This is a genomic window from Brenneria nigrifluens DSM 30175 = ATCC 13028 (assembly GCF_005484965.1).
Classification (GTDB): domain Bacteria; phylum Pseudomonadota; class Gammaproteobacteria; order Enterobacterales; family Enterobacteriaceae; genus Brenneria; species Brenneria nigrifluens.
Window position 1 is genome coordinate 4,452,469 of sequence record NZ_CP034036.1, and the last position, 15,213, is coordinate 4,467,681.

12 protein-coding genes are annotated in these 15,213 nt (G+C 58.1%); 4 read left to right on the forward strand and 8 right to left on the reverse strand.

Going from position 1 to position 15,213, the window contains the following annotated elements; translation table 11 throughout:
- Nucleotides 1-35: 35 nt before the first annotated feature.
- From EH206_RS20875 to yjgA, 3 genes are all read left to right on the forward strand, one after another.
- A complete protein-coding gene (locus tag EH206_RS20875) occupies nt 36-293 on the forward strand; it encodes a type II toxin-antitoxin system Phd/YefM family antitoxin (protein WP_009114761.1) in 258 nt (85 codons plus the stop codon).
- Nucleotides 281-610 carry a type II toxin-antitoxin system RelE/ParE family toxin gene (locus EH206_RS20880; RefSeq protein WP_009114762.1) on the forward strand — a complete coding sequence of 110 codons (330 nt, stop codon included), beginning with the start codon at nt 281-283 and terminating at the stop codon, nt 608-610. The genes EH206_RS20875 and EH206_RS20880 overlap by 13 nt, the downstream gene beginning before the upstream one ends.
- A gap of 132 nt (nt 611-742) precedes the next feature.
- The gene (gene yjgA / locus EH206_RS20885; protein WP_009114763.1) at nt 743-1,291 is read left to right on the forward strand and encodes a ribosome biogenesis factor YjgA; all 549 of its coding nucleotides are present in this window, start codon (nt 743-745) and stop codon (nt 1,289-1,291) included.
- A 141-nt stretch (nt 1,292-1,432) separates the two neighbouring features.
- Here the strand turns inward: yjgA and tldD are convergent, their stop codons facing one another.
- The 8 genes from tldD to csrD form a co-directional block, all read right to left on the reverse strand.
- Nucleotides 1,433-2,878, reverse strand: a complete 1,446-nt coding sequence (gene tldD, locus EH206_RS20890; RefSeq protein WP_009114764.1) for a metalloprotease TldD — start codon at nt 2,876-2,878, stop codon at nt 1,433-1,435.
- 59 nt (nt 2,879-2,937) lie between these two features.
- On the reverse strand, nt 2,938-6,759 hold the full coding sequence (gene yhdP, locus EH206_RS20895) for an AsmA2 domain-containing protein YhdP (protein WP_009114765.1): 3,822 nt from the start codon (nt 6,757-6,759) through the stop codon (nt 2,938-2,940).
- A gap of 115 nt (nt 6,760-6,874) precedes the next feature.
- Nucleotides 6,875-8,344 carry a ribonuclease G gene (rng, locus tag EH206_RS20900; RefSeq protein WP_009114766.1) on the reverse strand — a complete coding sequence of 490 codons (1,470 nt, stop codon included), beginning with the start codon at nt 8,342-8,344 and terminating at the stop codon, nt 6,875-6,877.
- Nucleotides 8,334-8,927 carry a Maf family protein gene (locus EH206_RS20905; protein WP_009114767.1) on the reverse strand — a complete coding sequence of 198 codons (594 nt, stop codon included), beginning with the start codon at nt 8,925-8,927 and terminating at the stop codon, nt 8,334-8,336. The genes rng and EH206_RS20905 overlap by 11 nt, the downstream gene beginning before the upstream one ends.
- A gap of 9 nt (nt 8,928-8,936) precedes the next feature.
- Nucleotides 8,937-9,425: a rod shape-determining protein MreD gene (mreD, locus tag EH206_RS20910; protein WP_009114768.1), complete on the reverse strand. Its 489-nt coding sequence runs from the start codon at nt 9,423-9,425 to the stop codon at nt 8,937-8,939.
- Nucleotides 9,425-10,396 carry a rod shape-determining protein MreC gene (gene mreC / locus EH206_RS20915; protein ID WP_009114769.1) on the reverse strand — a complete coding sequence of 324 codons (972 nt, stop codon included), beginning with the start codon at nt 10,394-10,396 and terminating at the stop codon, nt 9,425-9,427. Before mreC ends, mreD begins: the two co-directional genes overlap by 1 nt.
- Nucleotides 10,397-10,691: 295 nt before the next feature.
- Nucleotides 10,692-11,735: a rod shape-determining protein MreB gene (gene mreB, locus EH206_RS20920; RefSeq protein WP_009114770.1), complete on the reverse strand. Its 1,044-nt coding sequence runs from the start codon at nt 11,733-11,735 to the stop codon at nt 10,692-10,694.
- A gap of 320 nt (nt 11,736-12,055) precedes the next feature.
- Complete coding sequence (csrD, locus tag EH206_RS20925; protein WP_009114771.1) at nt 12,056-13,993, reverse strand: RNase E specificity factor CsrD; 1,938 nt, start codon at nt 13,991-13,993, stop codon at nt 12,056-12,058.
- A 117-nt stretch (nt 13,994-14,110) separates the two neighbouring features.
- Between csrD and acuI the strand changes: the two genes are divergently transcribed.
- Nucleotides 14,111-15,088, forward strand: coding sequence for an acrylyl-CoA reductase (NADPH) (gene acuI, locus EH206_RS20930; protein WP_009114772.1), 978 nt, complete (start codon nt 14,111-14,113; stop codon nt 15,086-15,088).
- Nucleotides 15,089-15,213 lie beyond the last annotated feature (125 nt).

Consider the following 15,213-nt stretch of genomic DNA (forward strand, 5'->3'; position numbering starts at 1 on the left):
ATACTTTAGTATCACTTTCGCTATCGGAGGCAACCATGAAAGTAGAATTGGTGACCAACCTGAAACGGCAGGCGACCAGAATCCTTGCGGATCTGCGTGAGTCCAAAGAGGCGATCCTGATTACCGAACACGGCCAGCCATCCGCATATCTTGTCGACGTGGAAGATTATGAATTCATGCAACGCCGCCTGACGCTGCTGGAAGCGCTGTCCAAAGGCGAAAGGGCCGTGCTGGAGCAGCGCACCGTCTCCCATGCCCAGGCCAGGGAACGCCTGCAGAAATGGCTCAAATAGTCTGGACGGAACCGGCGCTCGACCAATTGAACGAAATTGCGGAATACGTCGCCCTGGATAACCCGATGGCGGCCAGTTCGCTGGTGCGGAAAGTATTCGCCAAAGTAGAGCGCCTGGAGCGTTTCCCGCAATCGGACCGCGAACCGCCTGAACTGCCGAATTCCGTCTACCGCGAGGTGGTTTGCAGTCCCTGCCGGGTTTTCTACAGAAACGATGAAAACACCGTTATCATCCTGCACCTCATACGCGAAGAGAGGCTGTTGCGCCTATATCTGCTGGGCAGCGGCGATGGCGGCCTAGGAGCAGTAAAGCAGTAACAACTGGCAGGATGGCCAAACGGCATACGCGGACAATTTCGCCCAAAGCTCAAACCTGTTAGTATCGGCCTCTTTTTTATACGGGCCAACGCTATGCGTTGTAACTCCCGAAAATTTTTTATGGAGCCAACCATGAACGACAAACCCGAAGACTGGCTTGATGAGGTCCCGGACAATAACCATGACGACGACGATGAAATTATCTGGGTCAGCAAAAGCGAGATTAAACGTGACGCCGAAGCGCTGAAAGATCTGGGCGCGGAACTGGTTGAACTGGGTAAAAACGCGTTGGAGAAGATCCCGCTGGATGACGATCTGCGCGCCGCCATCGAACTGGCGCAGCGCATCAAGAAGGAAGGTCGCCGCCGCCAGTTACAGCTAATCGGCAAAATGCTGCGGGCCCGCGATCCGGAACCGATTCAGTCCGCATTGGACAAGCTGAAGAACCGCCACAACCAGCAGGTGGTGCTGTTTCACAAGCTGGAGCTGCTGCGCGACCGTCTGGTGGCGGAAGGCGATGACGCCATCCCCGATATTCTGGCGCTCTACCCTTCTGCCGATCGCCAGCAGCTGCGTTCGCTGGTGCGCAACGCGCAAAAAGAGAAAGCGGCCAATAAACCGCCAAAATCCACGCGGCAGATTTTTCAGTATTTGCGTGAGCTGGCGGAAACCGGCGAATAAGCCGCCGCCAGTTTGAGAACGGCGTCGCCGGTAAGACTGAGATACACCGGCCTATGATACCGGGAGGCCATAGAGGGACACTTTCCTAGCGTCCCCGCATACATGCCATGCAAATATGCTTCCGGCAAATCTGTCGCCGCCTTACGCCGTGCCGCCCACGGTCAGGCTTTCCAGCTTCAGCGTCGGCTGGCCCACGCCGACGGGCAGGCTTTGCCCCTCTTTGCCGCACACGCCGACCCCTTTATCCAGCGCCAGATCGTTGCCCACCATTGAGATCTGCTGCATCGCCTCAATGCCGGAACCAATCAGCGTCGCCCCTTTCACCGGGCTGGTGATGCGCCCGTTCTCGATCAAATAGGCTTCCGAAGTGGAAAAGACGAATTTGCCGGAGGTAATATCCACCTGGCCGCCGCCAAAATTCGGCGCATACAGGCCGTACTCGACGCTGGCGATAATCTCTTCCGGCGTGGACTTCCCGGCCAGCATATAGGTATTGGTCATGCGCGGCATCGGCAAATGGGCATAGGATTCACGGCGGCCGTTGCCGGTCGGCGCCGCGCCCATCAGGCGAGCATTGAGTTTATCCTGCATATAGCCTTTCAGGATCCCGTTTTCGATCAATACGTTATATTGTCCCGGCACCCCTTCGTCATCCATCGCCAGCGAGCCGCGACGGCCGGCCAGCGTACCGTCGTCAACCACGGTGCAAAGCTCGGAGGCCACCAGCTTGCCCATCTGGCCGCTGAATACCGAGGTGCCGCGGCGGTTGAAATCCCCTTCCAGACCGTGACCGACCGCTTCATGCAGCAGTACTCCCGGCCAGCCGGCGCCCAGCACCACCGGCATGGATCCTGCCGGGGCCGCCACCGCCGACAGATTGACCAACGCCATGCGCACCGCTTCCTTCGCCCAGGCTTCCACCCGGGCTTCGCCCTCGTCCGTTTCCCAGAAATAGTCATAGCCGCCGCGCGAGCCACCGCCGCTGGAGCCGCGCTCGCGCTTGCCGTCCGCTTCCACCAGTACGCTGACGGAGAGGCGAACCAGCGGGCGAACATCCGCCGCCAGCGTACCGTCGGTGGCGGCCACCAGCACCAACTCATACACACCGGTCAGGCTGACGGTGACTTCCTGCACCCGAGCGTCGGCGGCCCGGGCCACGGCGTCGGCGCGCTGCAGCAGGGCGATCTTATCTTCGCGGCTTAGGCTGTCCAACGGGTTAAACTGCGGATAAAGCGCGCGGTGAGACACCTCGCCCAGCGTATGGGCCGTGCCCGCTCCCTGTTCGCGCACGATGCTGCGCGCAGCCTGAGCGCTTTGGTGCAGCGCGTTCAGCGTGATCTGATCGGCATAGGCAAAACCGGTTTTTTCACCGTTGACGGCGCGGATCCCCACCCCCTGATCGATATTATAGGAGCCGTTCTTAATGATGCGGTCTTCCAGCACCCAGGACTCATGATAGCTGGACTGGAAATAGAGGTCGCCGTAATCCAGACGACGTTCATTTAACAGCTCCAGCACAGAAGAAAGGTCCTGAAGATTCAACTTGTTTGCGGTGAGTAATTGCTCACTGACAAAAGACAGACTCATATTTTTTCACTCTTTATTAGATGAAATCGGGTGAACGCGGCGCGCCGGCCAGGCTGCCGCTACTCGCCTTTCTTCCGGCTCGGTTCACGCTGCACTTCCTGAATCTTCGGCTGATCGAGACTACCGGAAATCTGGTAGCGGATCAGCGAAATCTTGTTCCATAACGGCGCCAGCACCTTGCTGGCGGCAAATACGGCGGCCCCCACCACCGGGTTCACGGCAAATGCCGTCGCCACGCCCACCGTGGCGGAGATTTCCGGCGCCACGGTCACGTCCATATTGACCTGGCGTTTTACCAGGTCGACGTCGCCTTTCATGGCGATATCCGCTTCCAGTCCGTCGACCAGCATGTCATCGGTATGCAGCACGCCGTCTTTAATCCATGCCGTGCTGCGAATGGAATCAAAGTAGAAACCGCTGCCGAAGGTGTCGCTAAAATCAAGCCGGAGTTTACGCAGCAGGGCGTCGAAGCTTATCAGGCGCAGTAACTGTCCCGCCTGTCCCGTCCCCACATCGGCAATTTCACCTTTACCTATCCGCGTATGCAGTATGCCGCTCAGGCTGGCGATATCCGGCGCCCAGGGCGTGCCGCGCCAATAAAGATCGTAATCGACGGCGAAAGACCCGGCGCGCAGCGGCGTATCGATGCCGAACCAATCGGCATTCTGCACCAGGCTTTCGCCCGATACCCGCCCCTTCAGCGCGGTGCGCGCCCCCTGCGGGTTGTCCTGCCAGCTGCCGTTCACCGTCAGACGGGCTTTACCCGTATCGATAATGCCGTCGCTTAAGGTCAGTTTCTCTTTTTCCGGCTGCAGCCTTGCCTGAATATGACCGAAATTCTGCCCGACAAACCAGCATTGACGACAGTTTATCTGCAATGCGGGCCAATTCTCAAAATTCATGCTCACGTCGCTCAACGGCGATTTTTTCTCAGCCAGCGCCACCGGGTTGGTCGCCTCATTACCTTTCCACTGCGGGTTGTAGTAAAGGTAGCGGATATCGCTGCGCCACACGCCGCGCCGCGGTATATCCAGCGTCGCGTCGATTTCACGCCCCCGGGCCCGCACCTCGCTGCCGCCCAGGGTATTCTTGCTGATAATCGACAGATCGTGCCATTGCTGCCCCAGCAGTTGGAGCTGCGGCGTACGCAAAGTGACTTCTGCCGGAAGGCGGAAACGGCTGGCGGCGCTATCGACGTTCAGCGACGAGCTCGCAGAGGGCAACAGCCCAAGCCAGCGTTCGCCATCCAGCGCGGGAAGGTCGAAAATCAGCGCCGACGCCGACGGTAACGGCGGTAAACCGCTCCCTTTTCGCCAGTTGGCGCGCGCCAGCGTCACCGTATCGCCTTTCAGCAACCACTGGCTGTTGAACCCGTTATCCTTGCCCAGGTTACCGTGCAGAGTGAAGCCGTGCAGATCGCCTTTGGCCTTCACCTGCAAAGGCAAACTCTCCCCGGCAGGCTTATCCAACGGGCTGGGTAAGTGACTGCTCACTTTGCTTAAGTCCGCCTGTAGATCAACCTCATACTTTGGAACGCCCTGATAAGGCAGACTCACCGACACGCTGCTGCGCCAATCCGCGACGCCGGATATCTGTTGCCCTAACGGCGCCGGCATGCCGGGGAAACGGGACGGCTGCCACGCCCCCTGCAACCCTACATTCACCTGATAGGCCCGCTCCTGCTCTTCGGTGGTGAAATCCACCGTTATTGGCTGATCCAGCCAATTCGCCCGCAGGGTTTCACTGCGCAGATTGCCATTGTCGTAGCGGAACCTGCCGGTCAGATTTTTTAGCGTGCTGGATAACGGCTTAATGTAAAGGCTGTTGTTATTCAATACGATATCGCCGCCGGCCCGGACTTCTCCGCCGGCCAGCGGAATGTCCAGATTCAGCGTCCCCCGCACCGGCCCGCCAAGCTGTAACTCCTCCAGCGCGGCTCCCAGCGAAGATTTCAGCGGCGTTTGCCGGAAGTAGTTGCCCACTTCCGGGCCGGGACCGTTTAACTCGCCCGCGACCAACAGCCGTTCCTGCTGATAATCAGGGATCGCCGCGCTGATATTCCTGCCTTCCACTTTCCCCAGCCAGGCCTGCGGCGCCAGCATCCATAAGCCGTTATTGGCGAAATCGAGATTGATATCCAGCGGCGTTAACGCCGGCCAACCCGGCTGAAACTCAAAGGTGGAATTCTTCACCGGCGCCCAGACTTCAAACTGCCCTTCCCTGTGGGAGAAGGGAAAACGCTGCGGATTACCCGCCAGTATCAGCGTGCCGTTATCCACCCGTCCGCTCTTCAGCGCCCCGCTCAGATAATCCACCAGTTCTTTTCCCATCAGGGGTTCGGGATAATAACGCCAGGCGTCCGCGGCGTCCGTCAAACGCAGCCCCGCCAGCAGATCCAGCCTGGGTTCGCCCTTGGCGGGCTGCCGATAATGAAAATCGCCGTTGATCCACAGCGACCTGGCCTGAACGTCCAGCCCGTGACTCCATAGCTCCCATCCCTGACCGTCGTAACGCCAGTCAAGCACGCCGCCGGCCTGACTGATTTCCAGCGGCGCCCGGAAAGTCCCGTTGTTCGGCAGCGTGCTCTCGGCCAGATGCAAATCCACCTGCCCGCGCTCGACGCTGCCGCTCACGGAACCGGAAAAGTGATCCATTCCCGGCAACCGTTGCCACGCCTGCCAGCTCACGTCATGCCAGCGGGCCTGAAAACGGCTCTTCTCCGGCTGTTGCAGAGGAATATCCACCGCCAGCGTGCTAAGCCGGCCCTGTGGTTGCAGCTGTTTCCAGCGTTCCTTTAATAGCGGCGTGGTGGTGGACAACAGCGGCAACAGCGCGCCCAAACGCGCCAGATCCAGATTGCTGGCGCGCAGGCGTAATTCCTCCTGACTATCCGGCCCCAGCAACTGGGTATTCTGCGGCAGCCAAAGCGCGGAAAATTGGCCTTTTGGCCAGGGGACGCCATCCGTGGCCAGATTTAGCTCCGGCACGGCAAGCCGCCAGCCATTTTCCTGACGGCCGATATGCAAAACCGTATCGTCGACGTCCAGGCGATGGGCGTCTTCGCCTTCTCCCCAGGTCGCCGTTCCCTGATTGAGAAACACATCTCCGCCATAAATATCGCCCTTGCGCACGTCAAGCCAGGCCGCCAGGCTGAAGTCCGCGCTTTCCAACCCGGTGTTGTTCTTCATCCAGCGGCTGAACCAGGGCTTCATATCGATATTGTCGGCCTGCAGGTAAAGCGTGCCGTTATTGAGCACCCCCTGATCATCGTCCAAATCCATCCGCATCTGCACTACGCCGTGCTGGCCGTTAAAGCTCGACAGGCTGATCAGCCCCTCAGCCCGATGGCGTTTGTCGGCGTTCAGCCAGGTAAGCTGCGGAATGCTGAATTCGGCGCGGGCGCCGGATGGCGTAAGAAAAGAGATATGGCTGTCGCGCAGATCGAAGTGATCGAACTGGCGCAGAAAAAGATCGTTCAGCCTCCCCGAGGTCATCAGGTCATCGCCCTGACGCTGCCCGGAGAGCGTGGTATTGAGATCGAGCCGTAGCTGATAGAAGGTGAGATCGCGGAACTGCCAGCGCCAGTGCAGCAATGATTGCCACACGTCCAGCGCCAGCGTAATACGTTCGGCCCGCCACTCCGACTCCGGCAGGGAAGCGTGAAAATCTTTGATTTCCAGCGTGGGGCCGAAAGATTCCCAGCGTCCTTTCAGCGAGCCGATTTCCAGCGGAACCCCGGCAACGGACTGCGTCCACGCCACCAGCCGTGGCCGGAAGTGATCGAGCTGTGGCAGCACCAATCTTAAACCGCTGACTAACAGCGCAACAATCACAATAAGAGTGGCGCCCGTCGCTAGTAATATTCCGGGCAATCGCCTCACGTATTTCTCCTTGTTTTCGCGAAAGCCGCTTTCATCTGGGGGTGTGCGGAGTATGCCGTTCAACCATAAGCGCGCCCGAAAAGCGCCCCATTGGTGAAGCGGGTTGCAGGCAAACTTACATCATGACCACGTCGAACTGTTCCTGGCTGTACAGGGGTTCAATCTGCACTCTGACCTGTTTGCCGACAAAAATTTCAACCTCGGCCAGCGCGTGCGATTCTTCGCTTTTCAGCGCTTCCCCCACCGCCGGAGAGGCGTAGACCAGGAAGCGATCGGTATCATAAGCGTGATGGACGCGCACTATCTCCCGCATAATCTCGTAACAGACGCTTTCCACCGTTTTCACCATTCCCCGCCCACGACAAGTCGGGCACTCATGACACAATACGTGTTCTATACTCTCACGGGTGCGCTTACGGGTCATCTCCACTAATCCTAGTTGAGAGAAACCATTAATACTGGTTTTTACCCGATCTTTACTTAATGCCTGCTCCAGAGAGTGCAGTACGCGGCGCCGGTGATCTTCGTTGTTCATATCGATAAAATCGATGATGATAATGCCGCCGAGATTGCGCAACCGAAGCTGGCGGGCCACCGCCTGGGTCGCTTCGATATTGGTATTGAAGATGGTTTCGTCCAGATTGCGGTGGCCGACGAATGCCCCGGTATTGATATCGATGGTGGTCATGGCTTCGGTCTGATCGATAATCAGGTAACCGCCGGATTTCAATTCGACCTTTCTGTCCAGCGCCCGCTGAATTTCATTTTCCACATCGAACAGATCAAAGATGGGCTGCGTGCCGACGTAATGTTCCAGCTTATTGGTCATTTCCGGAATATATTCCGCGGTAAATTCCAGCAGAGAATCATAGGTCAGCCTGGAGTCCACTCGGATACGGTCCAGCTCCGCGCCGGCGAAATCGCGCAGGATGCGCTGCGCCAAGGCAACTTCGCCATAGAGCCGATATTTGGTCTGGTTACGTTTTTTACGCTCCATGACCTTGGTCCACAGGCGCTTGAGAAACGCCGCGTCCTGGGAAAGCTCCTCCTCGCCGATCCCTTCCGCGGCGGTGCGGATAATAAACCCGCCGTGCTCGTCGCAATAGTCGGCGACGGTTTTCTTGAGACGCTCGCGCTCGGCCTCGCTTTCAATGCGCTGCGAAACGCCGACGTGCGACGCTCCCGGCATAAACACCAGATAGCGCGACGGCAAGGTGATATCCGTGGTCAGACGGGCGCCCTTGGTGCCCAGCGGATCCTTCACCACCTGCACCATCAGATCCTGTCCCTGACGCACCAGTTCGGCAATATCGCGCACATGAAAGTTTTTCTGTTCGTCGCCGGCGACGCACTCGGTGTGCGGCATAATATCGGACGCGTGCAGGAACGCCGCCTTATCCAGACCGATATCCACAAACGCCGCCTGCATACCCGGCAATACCCGGCTCACCCGGCCTTTATAGATATTACCGACGATGCCGCGCCTGGCTTCACGCTCAATGTGGATTTCCTGCAATATACCGCCATCAATATAGGCAACCCGCGTTTCCGACGGGGTGACGTTCACCAGTAACTCAGCAGTCATGTTTTCCTCTCGCAATCCGCAGCGCAGCAAAATTACCGAACAACTCATATGTTTCCACCAGCGGCAATCCTACCACCGCGTGGTAACTTCCCTTTATCGATTTGACAAAACAACCGCCTTTGCCCTGAATGCCATAAGATCCGGCTTTATCCATCGGCTCGCCGCTGGCGATATAACTATCGATATCCTGACGGGAAAGCGGGCGAAATACGACCTCGGTCACCACCAGACCACTTAACATATCGCGCCTGTCGGCCAGCGCCACGGATGTCATCACCTGGTGACGCTGCCCGGAAAGCTGCGCCAGCATCCGGGCGGCGTGAGCCTCATCGCGTGGTTTTTCCAGCACCTGTCCGTTTAATACCACAATAGTATCCGCGCCCAGCACCGGCAAATCCGCCGGGGCGGCCAGTACGCCCGCCGCCGCTTTCTCATGCGCCAGGCGGCGGACATAGGTTTCCGCCGCCTCATGGGGCAAACGCCGTTCTTCCACCGCCACGCTCAGCTGCGCAAAAGGGATGTCGAGCAGCGCGAGCAGTTCCCGGCGACGGGGGGAAGAGGAAGCCAGATACAGTTGATGCATGGGCCAGCCTTATTGCACGGTAAACTGACGGCGTATTTTACGCATCAGCAGAAACAGCCACGGCCAGAGCACACCATCGACCACGCTATTCCAGAAGGCTTCCGGACGAAAGGCGATGTTAATTACCAGAAACTCCGCCCAGAACACAATCAAATCCATCAGCAACGAAAGCAGTATGACGATTAATGCCTGCTGCCATAGCGCCATATTACGGAACAGCTGGAATTTAAACGACACCAGATAAGCGATAATACTTAAACCCAGCGCCCGCACGCCCAATGTGGATCCCAAAATCAGATCCATAATCATGCCCAGCACAAACCCGGTTCCCACGTTAACCCGGTGCGGCAGCGCCATCACCCAGTAAATCAGGAACAGCGTCAGCCAGGAAGGGCGATAAGCGTAAATCTGTTCCGGCCACGGCATAATCTGCAATGCCATCGCGATCAGAAAAGAGAGCCAGATAATCCAGTTGCCATGACGACGGTAGCGATCCATCAGCGTACTCCCGGCTGCGCGGCGGCAGGATCGTCAGCCGGCGGCGGCCCCATATCGTCAGGCGAAGGCAATACCTGCGGCATCATCTGCATCAACCGCTCATTGGCGACGCGGTGAACTTCCGCCGGCGGTAAAGCCGTGCTGGCATTTCTGTCCACGCCCCACAGCAGCAACAGGTAGCGCAAACGCTGCAAGCCGGCGGTCGGGCGCGCCCGTATCACCGTATAGGCCCGTTGGGTATCGATGGCGACCGACGACACCACCGCGACAGGATAGCCTTCCGGGAAACGGCCTCCCAGCCCCGACGTCACCAGCACATCGCCGACGCGAATATCGGTATTATTAGGCAGGTGCTCCAACTGCAGGTCTTCGGTACAGCTATTGCCGGCGGCAATCACCCGGATATCATTACGCAGCACCTGGATCGGCAATGCATGGGAAACATCGCAAATCAGTAAAACCCGGCTGGTAAACTGCCCGACCGCAATCACCTGGCCGACCACGCCCTTGTCGCTGATGACCGGCTGGCCTTCATACACGCCGTTTACCCGGCCTTTATCAATGACGACCTGGTCGCTGTAGGGATCGGTTCCGGCGGAGATCACCTGGGTCACCATCTTTTGCTCATCCTGGCGCAGCGGAGAACCCAGCAGTTCGCGCAGGCGGGCGTTCTCTTGCTTCAGTTGCCCCAATAGCAGCAGGTCGCTGTTTTTCATCAGCAGCTCCTGGCGCAGCGCGTTATTTTCCAGTCCCAGCTGTTCACGACTGGCCAGAGATTCAGACATGTTATCCAGCATTTGGCGCGGGCCATTGGCCAGAAAATAGAAAGGGCTGACGGCGGTATCCATGTAGGTTCTGATTTTAACGAACGCACCGAGCCGACTGTCAGCAATAATCACCAAAATCGCGGTGACGACAGCAAGAAAAAGTCGCAGTTGCAGGGAAGGTCCCCTGCTAAAAATCGGCTTCATAAAATTTGCGTATTCCTTTCCTCGACAGCAGCAATAAATCGCCTGGAGCGATTTTCAACGTCGCTTGCGACGGCCCGCAGGGTGGCGGGCAGGGATAGCCCGCCATAAAAAATCGCCTGGAGCGATTTTCAACGTCGCTTGCGACGGCCCTCAGGGTGGCGGGCAGGGATAGCCCGCCATAATAAATCGCCCGGCGCGATTTTCAACGTCGCGCGGGGCGGCATAAAAAAAGGGGCCGCCGTGCGGGATGAAAAACCTGCGCTTTCCCCCATACGGCCCCCCTTTCCCGAACGAATTATTCTTCGCTGAACAAATCGCCGCCGTGCATGTCGATCATTTCCAACGCTTTACCGCCGCCACGCGCCACGCAGGTTAACGGATCTTCAGCCACTACCACCGGGATGCCGGTCTCTTCCATCAGCAGGCGGTCCAGATTGCGTAGCAGCGCGCCTCCGCCGGTCAGCACCATGCCGCGTTCGGAAATATCGGAAGCCAGCTCCGGCGGACACTGTTCCAACGCCACCATCACCGCGCTGACAATACCCGTAAGCGGTTCCTGCAAGGCTTCCAGAATCTCATTGGAGTTCAGGTTAAAGCCGCGCGGTACGCCTTCGGCGAGATTACGGCCGCGAACCTCAATTTCCAGCACCTCATCGCCCGGATACGCCGAACCGATCTCATGCTTGATGCGCTCCGCCGTCGCTTCACCGATCAGCGAACCGTAGTTACGGCGAACATAGTTGATAATCGCCTCATCAAAGCGGTCGCCGCCGATACGCACGGACGAAGAATACACCACGCCGTTGAGTGAAATCACCGCGACTTCGGTGGTGCCGCCGCCGATATCCACCACCATGGAACCGGTGGCTTCGGAGACCGGCAAGCCCGCGCCAATCGCCGCCGCCATCGGTTCTTCAATCAGGAACACTTCGCGCGCGCCGGCGCCCTGCGCCGATTCGCGAATCGCCCGGCGCTCCACCTGCGTGGCGCCGACGGGCACGCACACCAGCACCCGCGGGCTCGGACGCATAAAACTGTTGCTGTGCACCTGCTTGATAAAGTGCTGCAACATTTTTTCAGTCACGAAGAAATCCGCAATCACGCCGTCCTTCATCGGGCGAATGGCGGCGATATTACCGGGCGTACGGCCCAGCATCTGTTTAGCGTCATGGCCTACGGCGGCGACGCTTTTCGGAGAACCGGCACGATCCTGGCGAATAGCGACCACCGAGGGTTCATTCAGTACGATGCCCTGCCCTTTAACATAAATCAGGGTATTGGCGGTACCCAGGTCGATGGACAAGTCGTTGGAAAACATGCCACGAAATTTCTTAAACATAACGAAAGGATAATCCTGCAAGCTGGGGGCGAAAAATAAATCCGCCTACTTTACCAACCACACGAAGCAGCGACAAGGCACTAAAACGCTCTGCTTCGGTGAAAAAAAGTCTGTGTTGCGCAACGTCGGTCTTGCAGAGAAATAGGACGCGAAACGCCTTTTCTCCGGACGGCAAGGCAGATTATCACTCTCCGCCCGACGGAATAGCACTAACACAGGACATAAAATCTCACATTTAATCGGATTACAGCTAATGTAAGCGCACACTAACTAAAACAAAAGCCGACTCATTCTACGTCAATTCGAACAGGACTTTTACACTAAACGCGATAGTGCGGTGAATATTTTTTCAGCTCATGACTCACCGGCACCGACGCGGCAAAAAAATCGCCCTGTCCGCCGTAAACGCCCTTATCCAATAACGTGCGCCACTCTTCTTTGGTGCGCACGCCGGCGGCAAAAACCTTGGTTTGCGTTCCCTTACAGGCTTCCGTCAGGCTTTGCACAAATAACTGATTTTCCGGACGGCGTTCAAGGCTGCGCACCAGGCCCGGATGAAGCTTGATGATTTCCACCTGCAATGACTTGATATAGGTCGTACTGACCAGCGTCAATCCCGCCTGGGTAACCGCCAGCCGGCATCCCAGCCCCAGGATAAGATTCAGCGCCGGACGCAAACGGCCGATATATTGACAGACGTCTGCCTCCGCAAGTTCAAATAAAATGCATTGTCGTTGCTTTTTAGGATATTGCAGCAACGTTTCCTGCAGCCAGCACAGAAATGTCTTCTGTAAAAGCGAGTCCACGCTAACCGGCATCGCCAGGGTTTCATCGGGCCAGTTGGCCGATAGCGCGACGATGCGCGCAACCAGTTGCCGGTCGTAGCTGACGCACAGGCCCAGTTGCTGCACCAGCGGCATATACTCGGCCGCCAGCAGCTCCTGCGTGCCGTCATAGATACGGGTCATCATTTCCCGATGATGCACCGCGCCTTCCCGGGTCACCGCCGGTTTCTGATACAGCCTCGGCCCGCCGCGCGCCAGCGTCTGCTCCAGCAGCGTGCGCCATTTCACACTGCCGCGCCCTTTGTCCGGCACCTGCCGGTCAAATACGCACCAGCCATTGCCACCCTGCAACACCGCATTGCGCGTGGCGTCCTCCACGCTTTCCATCACCTGCTCGGGACTTTGTCCGCTGCGATAGGCGCAAATGCCGATATGGATCATATCCTCGCGATCGATCAACGGCGTAACGGGCAGGATATCAACGGCTTTCACCAGCTGCGCCGCAATATTATCCGCTTCCTTCAGCGTGCAATGGGGTAATAACACCGTGAAATCGCTATGGTAATAGCGCGCCAGCAGCGCCGACGGGTAACGCATCACAAATGTCGACAGCAAATTCACCAGCGTAAAGCTGTATTCCTGGATCGCCCCGCCAAAGCCATGGGTTTCCTGCAAGGTTTCAAAATCTGGCAGGCGAATCATCATCACCATGCCATGGGTGCCGACATTTTCGATATCTTCCAACTGCGTCGTCAGTTGATTATCAAAAAACAGGCGATTGCTCAATCCGGTTTCCGCATCCTGCGCGGCGAAAGCGCGGATCAAGGTATCGACCCGGCTGCGCTCCTCACGGGCTTCAACCAGATCGGCCAGCAGTTGATCGATGGCGCCGCTGGCGTTCACCGGCCACTCGCTCGCCGAGCCATGCATAACCGACTCGCGCTCCCCGTTCAGAATACGTCTGGCCCGCGCCTCAAGCTCTTTCTGTCCGGCGGTTTGCCGCCGTAGCCAGCGAATCGACAGATACAGCACCAGCGCCATCAGGCAAATCGCCAGCAGCACCGATAGCGTCGAGATAAAAAAGCGCAGCATGCCGAACAGCGGATTGACGTAAGTCGCATCAACCACCATATCCAGATGATGCATCAGCAGGAGACGGCGATGATGGTATCCGTAGCTACGGCGATCGTCGGCCTCGGACAGCCGCACCGCATACAGCGTTGAGTCGGGATTGCGGATCTCCAGCGCCACCACGCCGGCGGTTTTCATCATCGCCGGCAGCCAGAATCTGATATTCTCCGGCGATTGCACCAAAAGCGCCTGATCGATGCTGGCCGCCACCTCTCTTAGCTGCAGCGCCGTTCTCTGCTGGCTATAATGGAAGAGACTGAAGATACTGCTGCAAAGCAGCAAGAAAACCGCCAATGCCGTCAACAGCGCCATAAGTTTGGAGAATCTGGTCGTAAATCCCATCCCTGCGTCCTATTACTGATTCTGCGGGTTTGTTGTTTTTTATCAGTTCGCATACTACCTGTTACAAATATAGTCGCTATACGATTCGATACATTTTCCTGCCACAGGAGAGCATACATGCAGGCTTTAGTACTCGAACAGCTAAACGGACTCATTCAGCCGCAGATCCGTGAACTCGATACGGATCAACTGCCCGCCGGTGATGTGACGGTTGATATCAGCTGGTCCGGCATCAATTATAAGGATGCGCTGGCCATCACCGGTAGGGGTAAGATCATTCGCCAGTTTCCAATGGTTCCCGGCATCGACTTCGCCGGAACGGTCCGCCACTGCGACAGTGAGCGTTTTCAGCCCGGGCAATCGGTGATTCTTACCGGATGGGGCGTGGGTGAAAATCACTGGGGCGGTCTGGCCGAGCTGGCGCGGGTGAAAAGCGACTGGCTGGTGGCCCTGCCGTCCGGGCTGGATGCCAGAAAAGCCATGGCGATAGGCACCGCCGGCTTCACCGCCATGCTATGCGTGATGGCGCTGGAAGAGGGCGGCGTTACGCCGCAAAGCGGCGACGTGGTGGTGACCGGCGCCAGCGGCGGCGTCGGCAGCACGGCGGTGGCCCTGCTTTCCGCGCTGGGCTACCGGGTCGCCGCCGTCAGCGGCCGCGCCGAGAACGCCGGCTATCTGCAACAGCTGGGGGCGAAACAGGTGCTGGAACGCAGCGAATTCAGCGCCGACGCCCGGCCGTTGGAGAAACAGCGTTGGGCGGGGGCGATCGACACCGTCGGCGATAAGGTGCTGGCAACCTTGCTGGCGCAGATGGGTTACAACGCCACCGTTGCCGCCTGCGGCCTGGCCGGCGGCATCGCGCTGCCGGCCACGGTGATGCCGTTTATCCTGCGTAACGTCCGCTTGCAGGGGGTAGACTCGGTGATGGCGCCGCTGCCGCGCCGCGAACTGGCCTGGAAACGGCTGGCGGAATTGCTGCCGGAGACCTTCTACCGGCAGGCGACACATGAAATCGCGCTGTCGGACGTCCCCGCCGCCGCAGCCGCGCTGCTGGACAACAAGGTGACGGGCCGTACGCTGGTACGCATCCGCTAACCTGGGCTACCCGCCGCTCGGGCCGCCGTCGGCGGCGGCCCGTTATTTATGTTCGTAACACCCTGCAAAAAAGTATTTACCGTTCGTCGCCGCTGTTCCCCACGCAATTCATCTATAAATAAGTT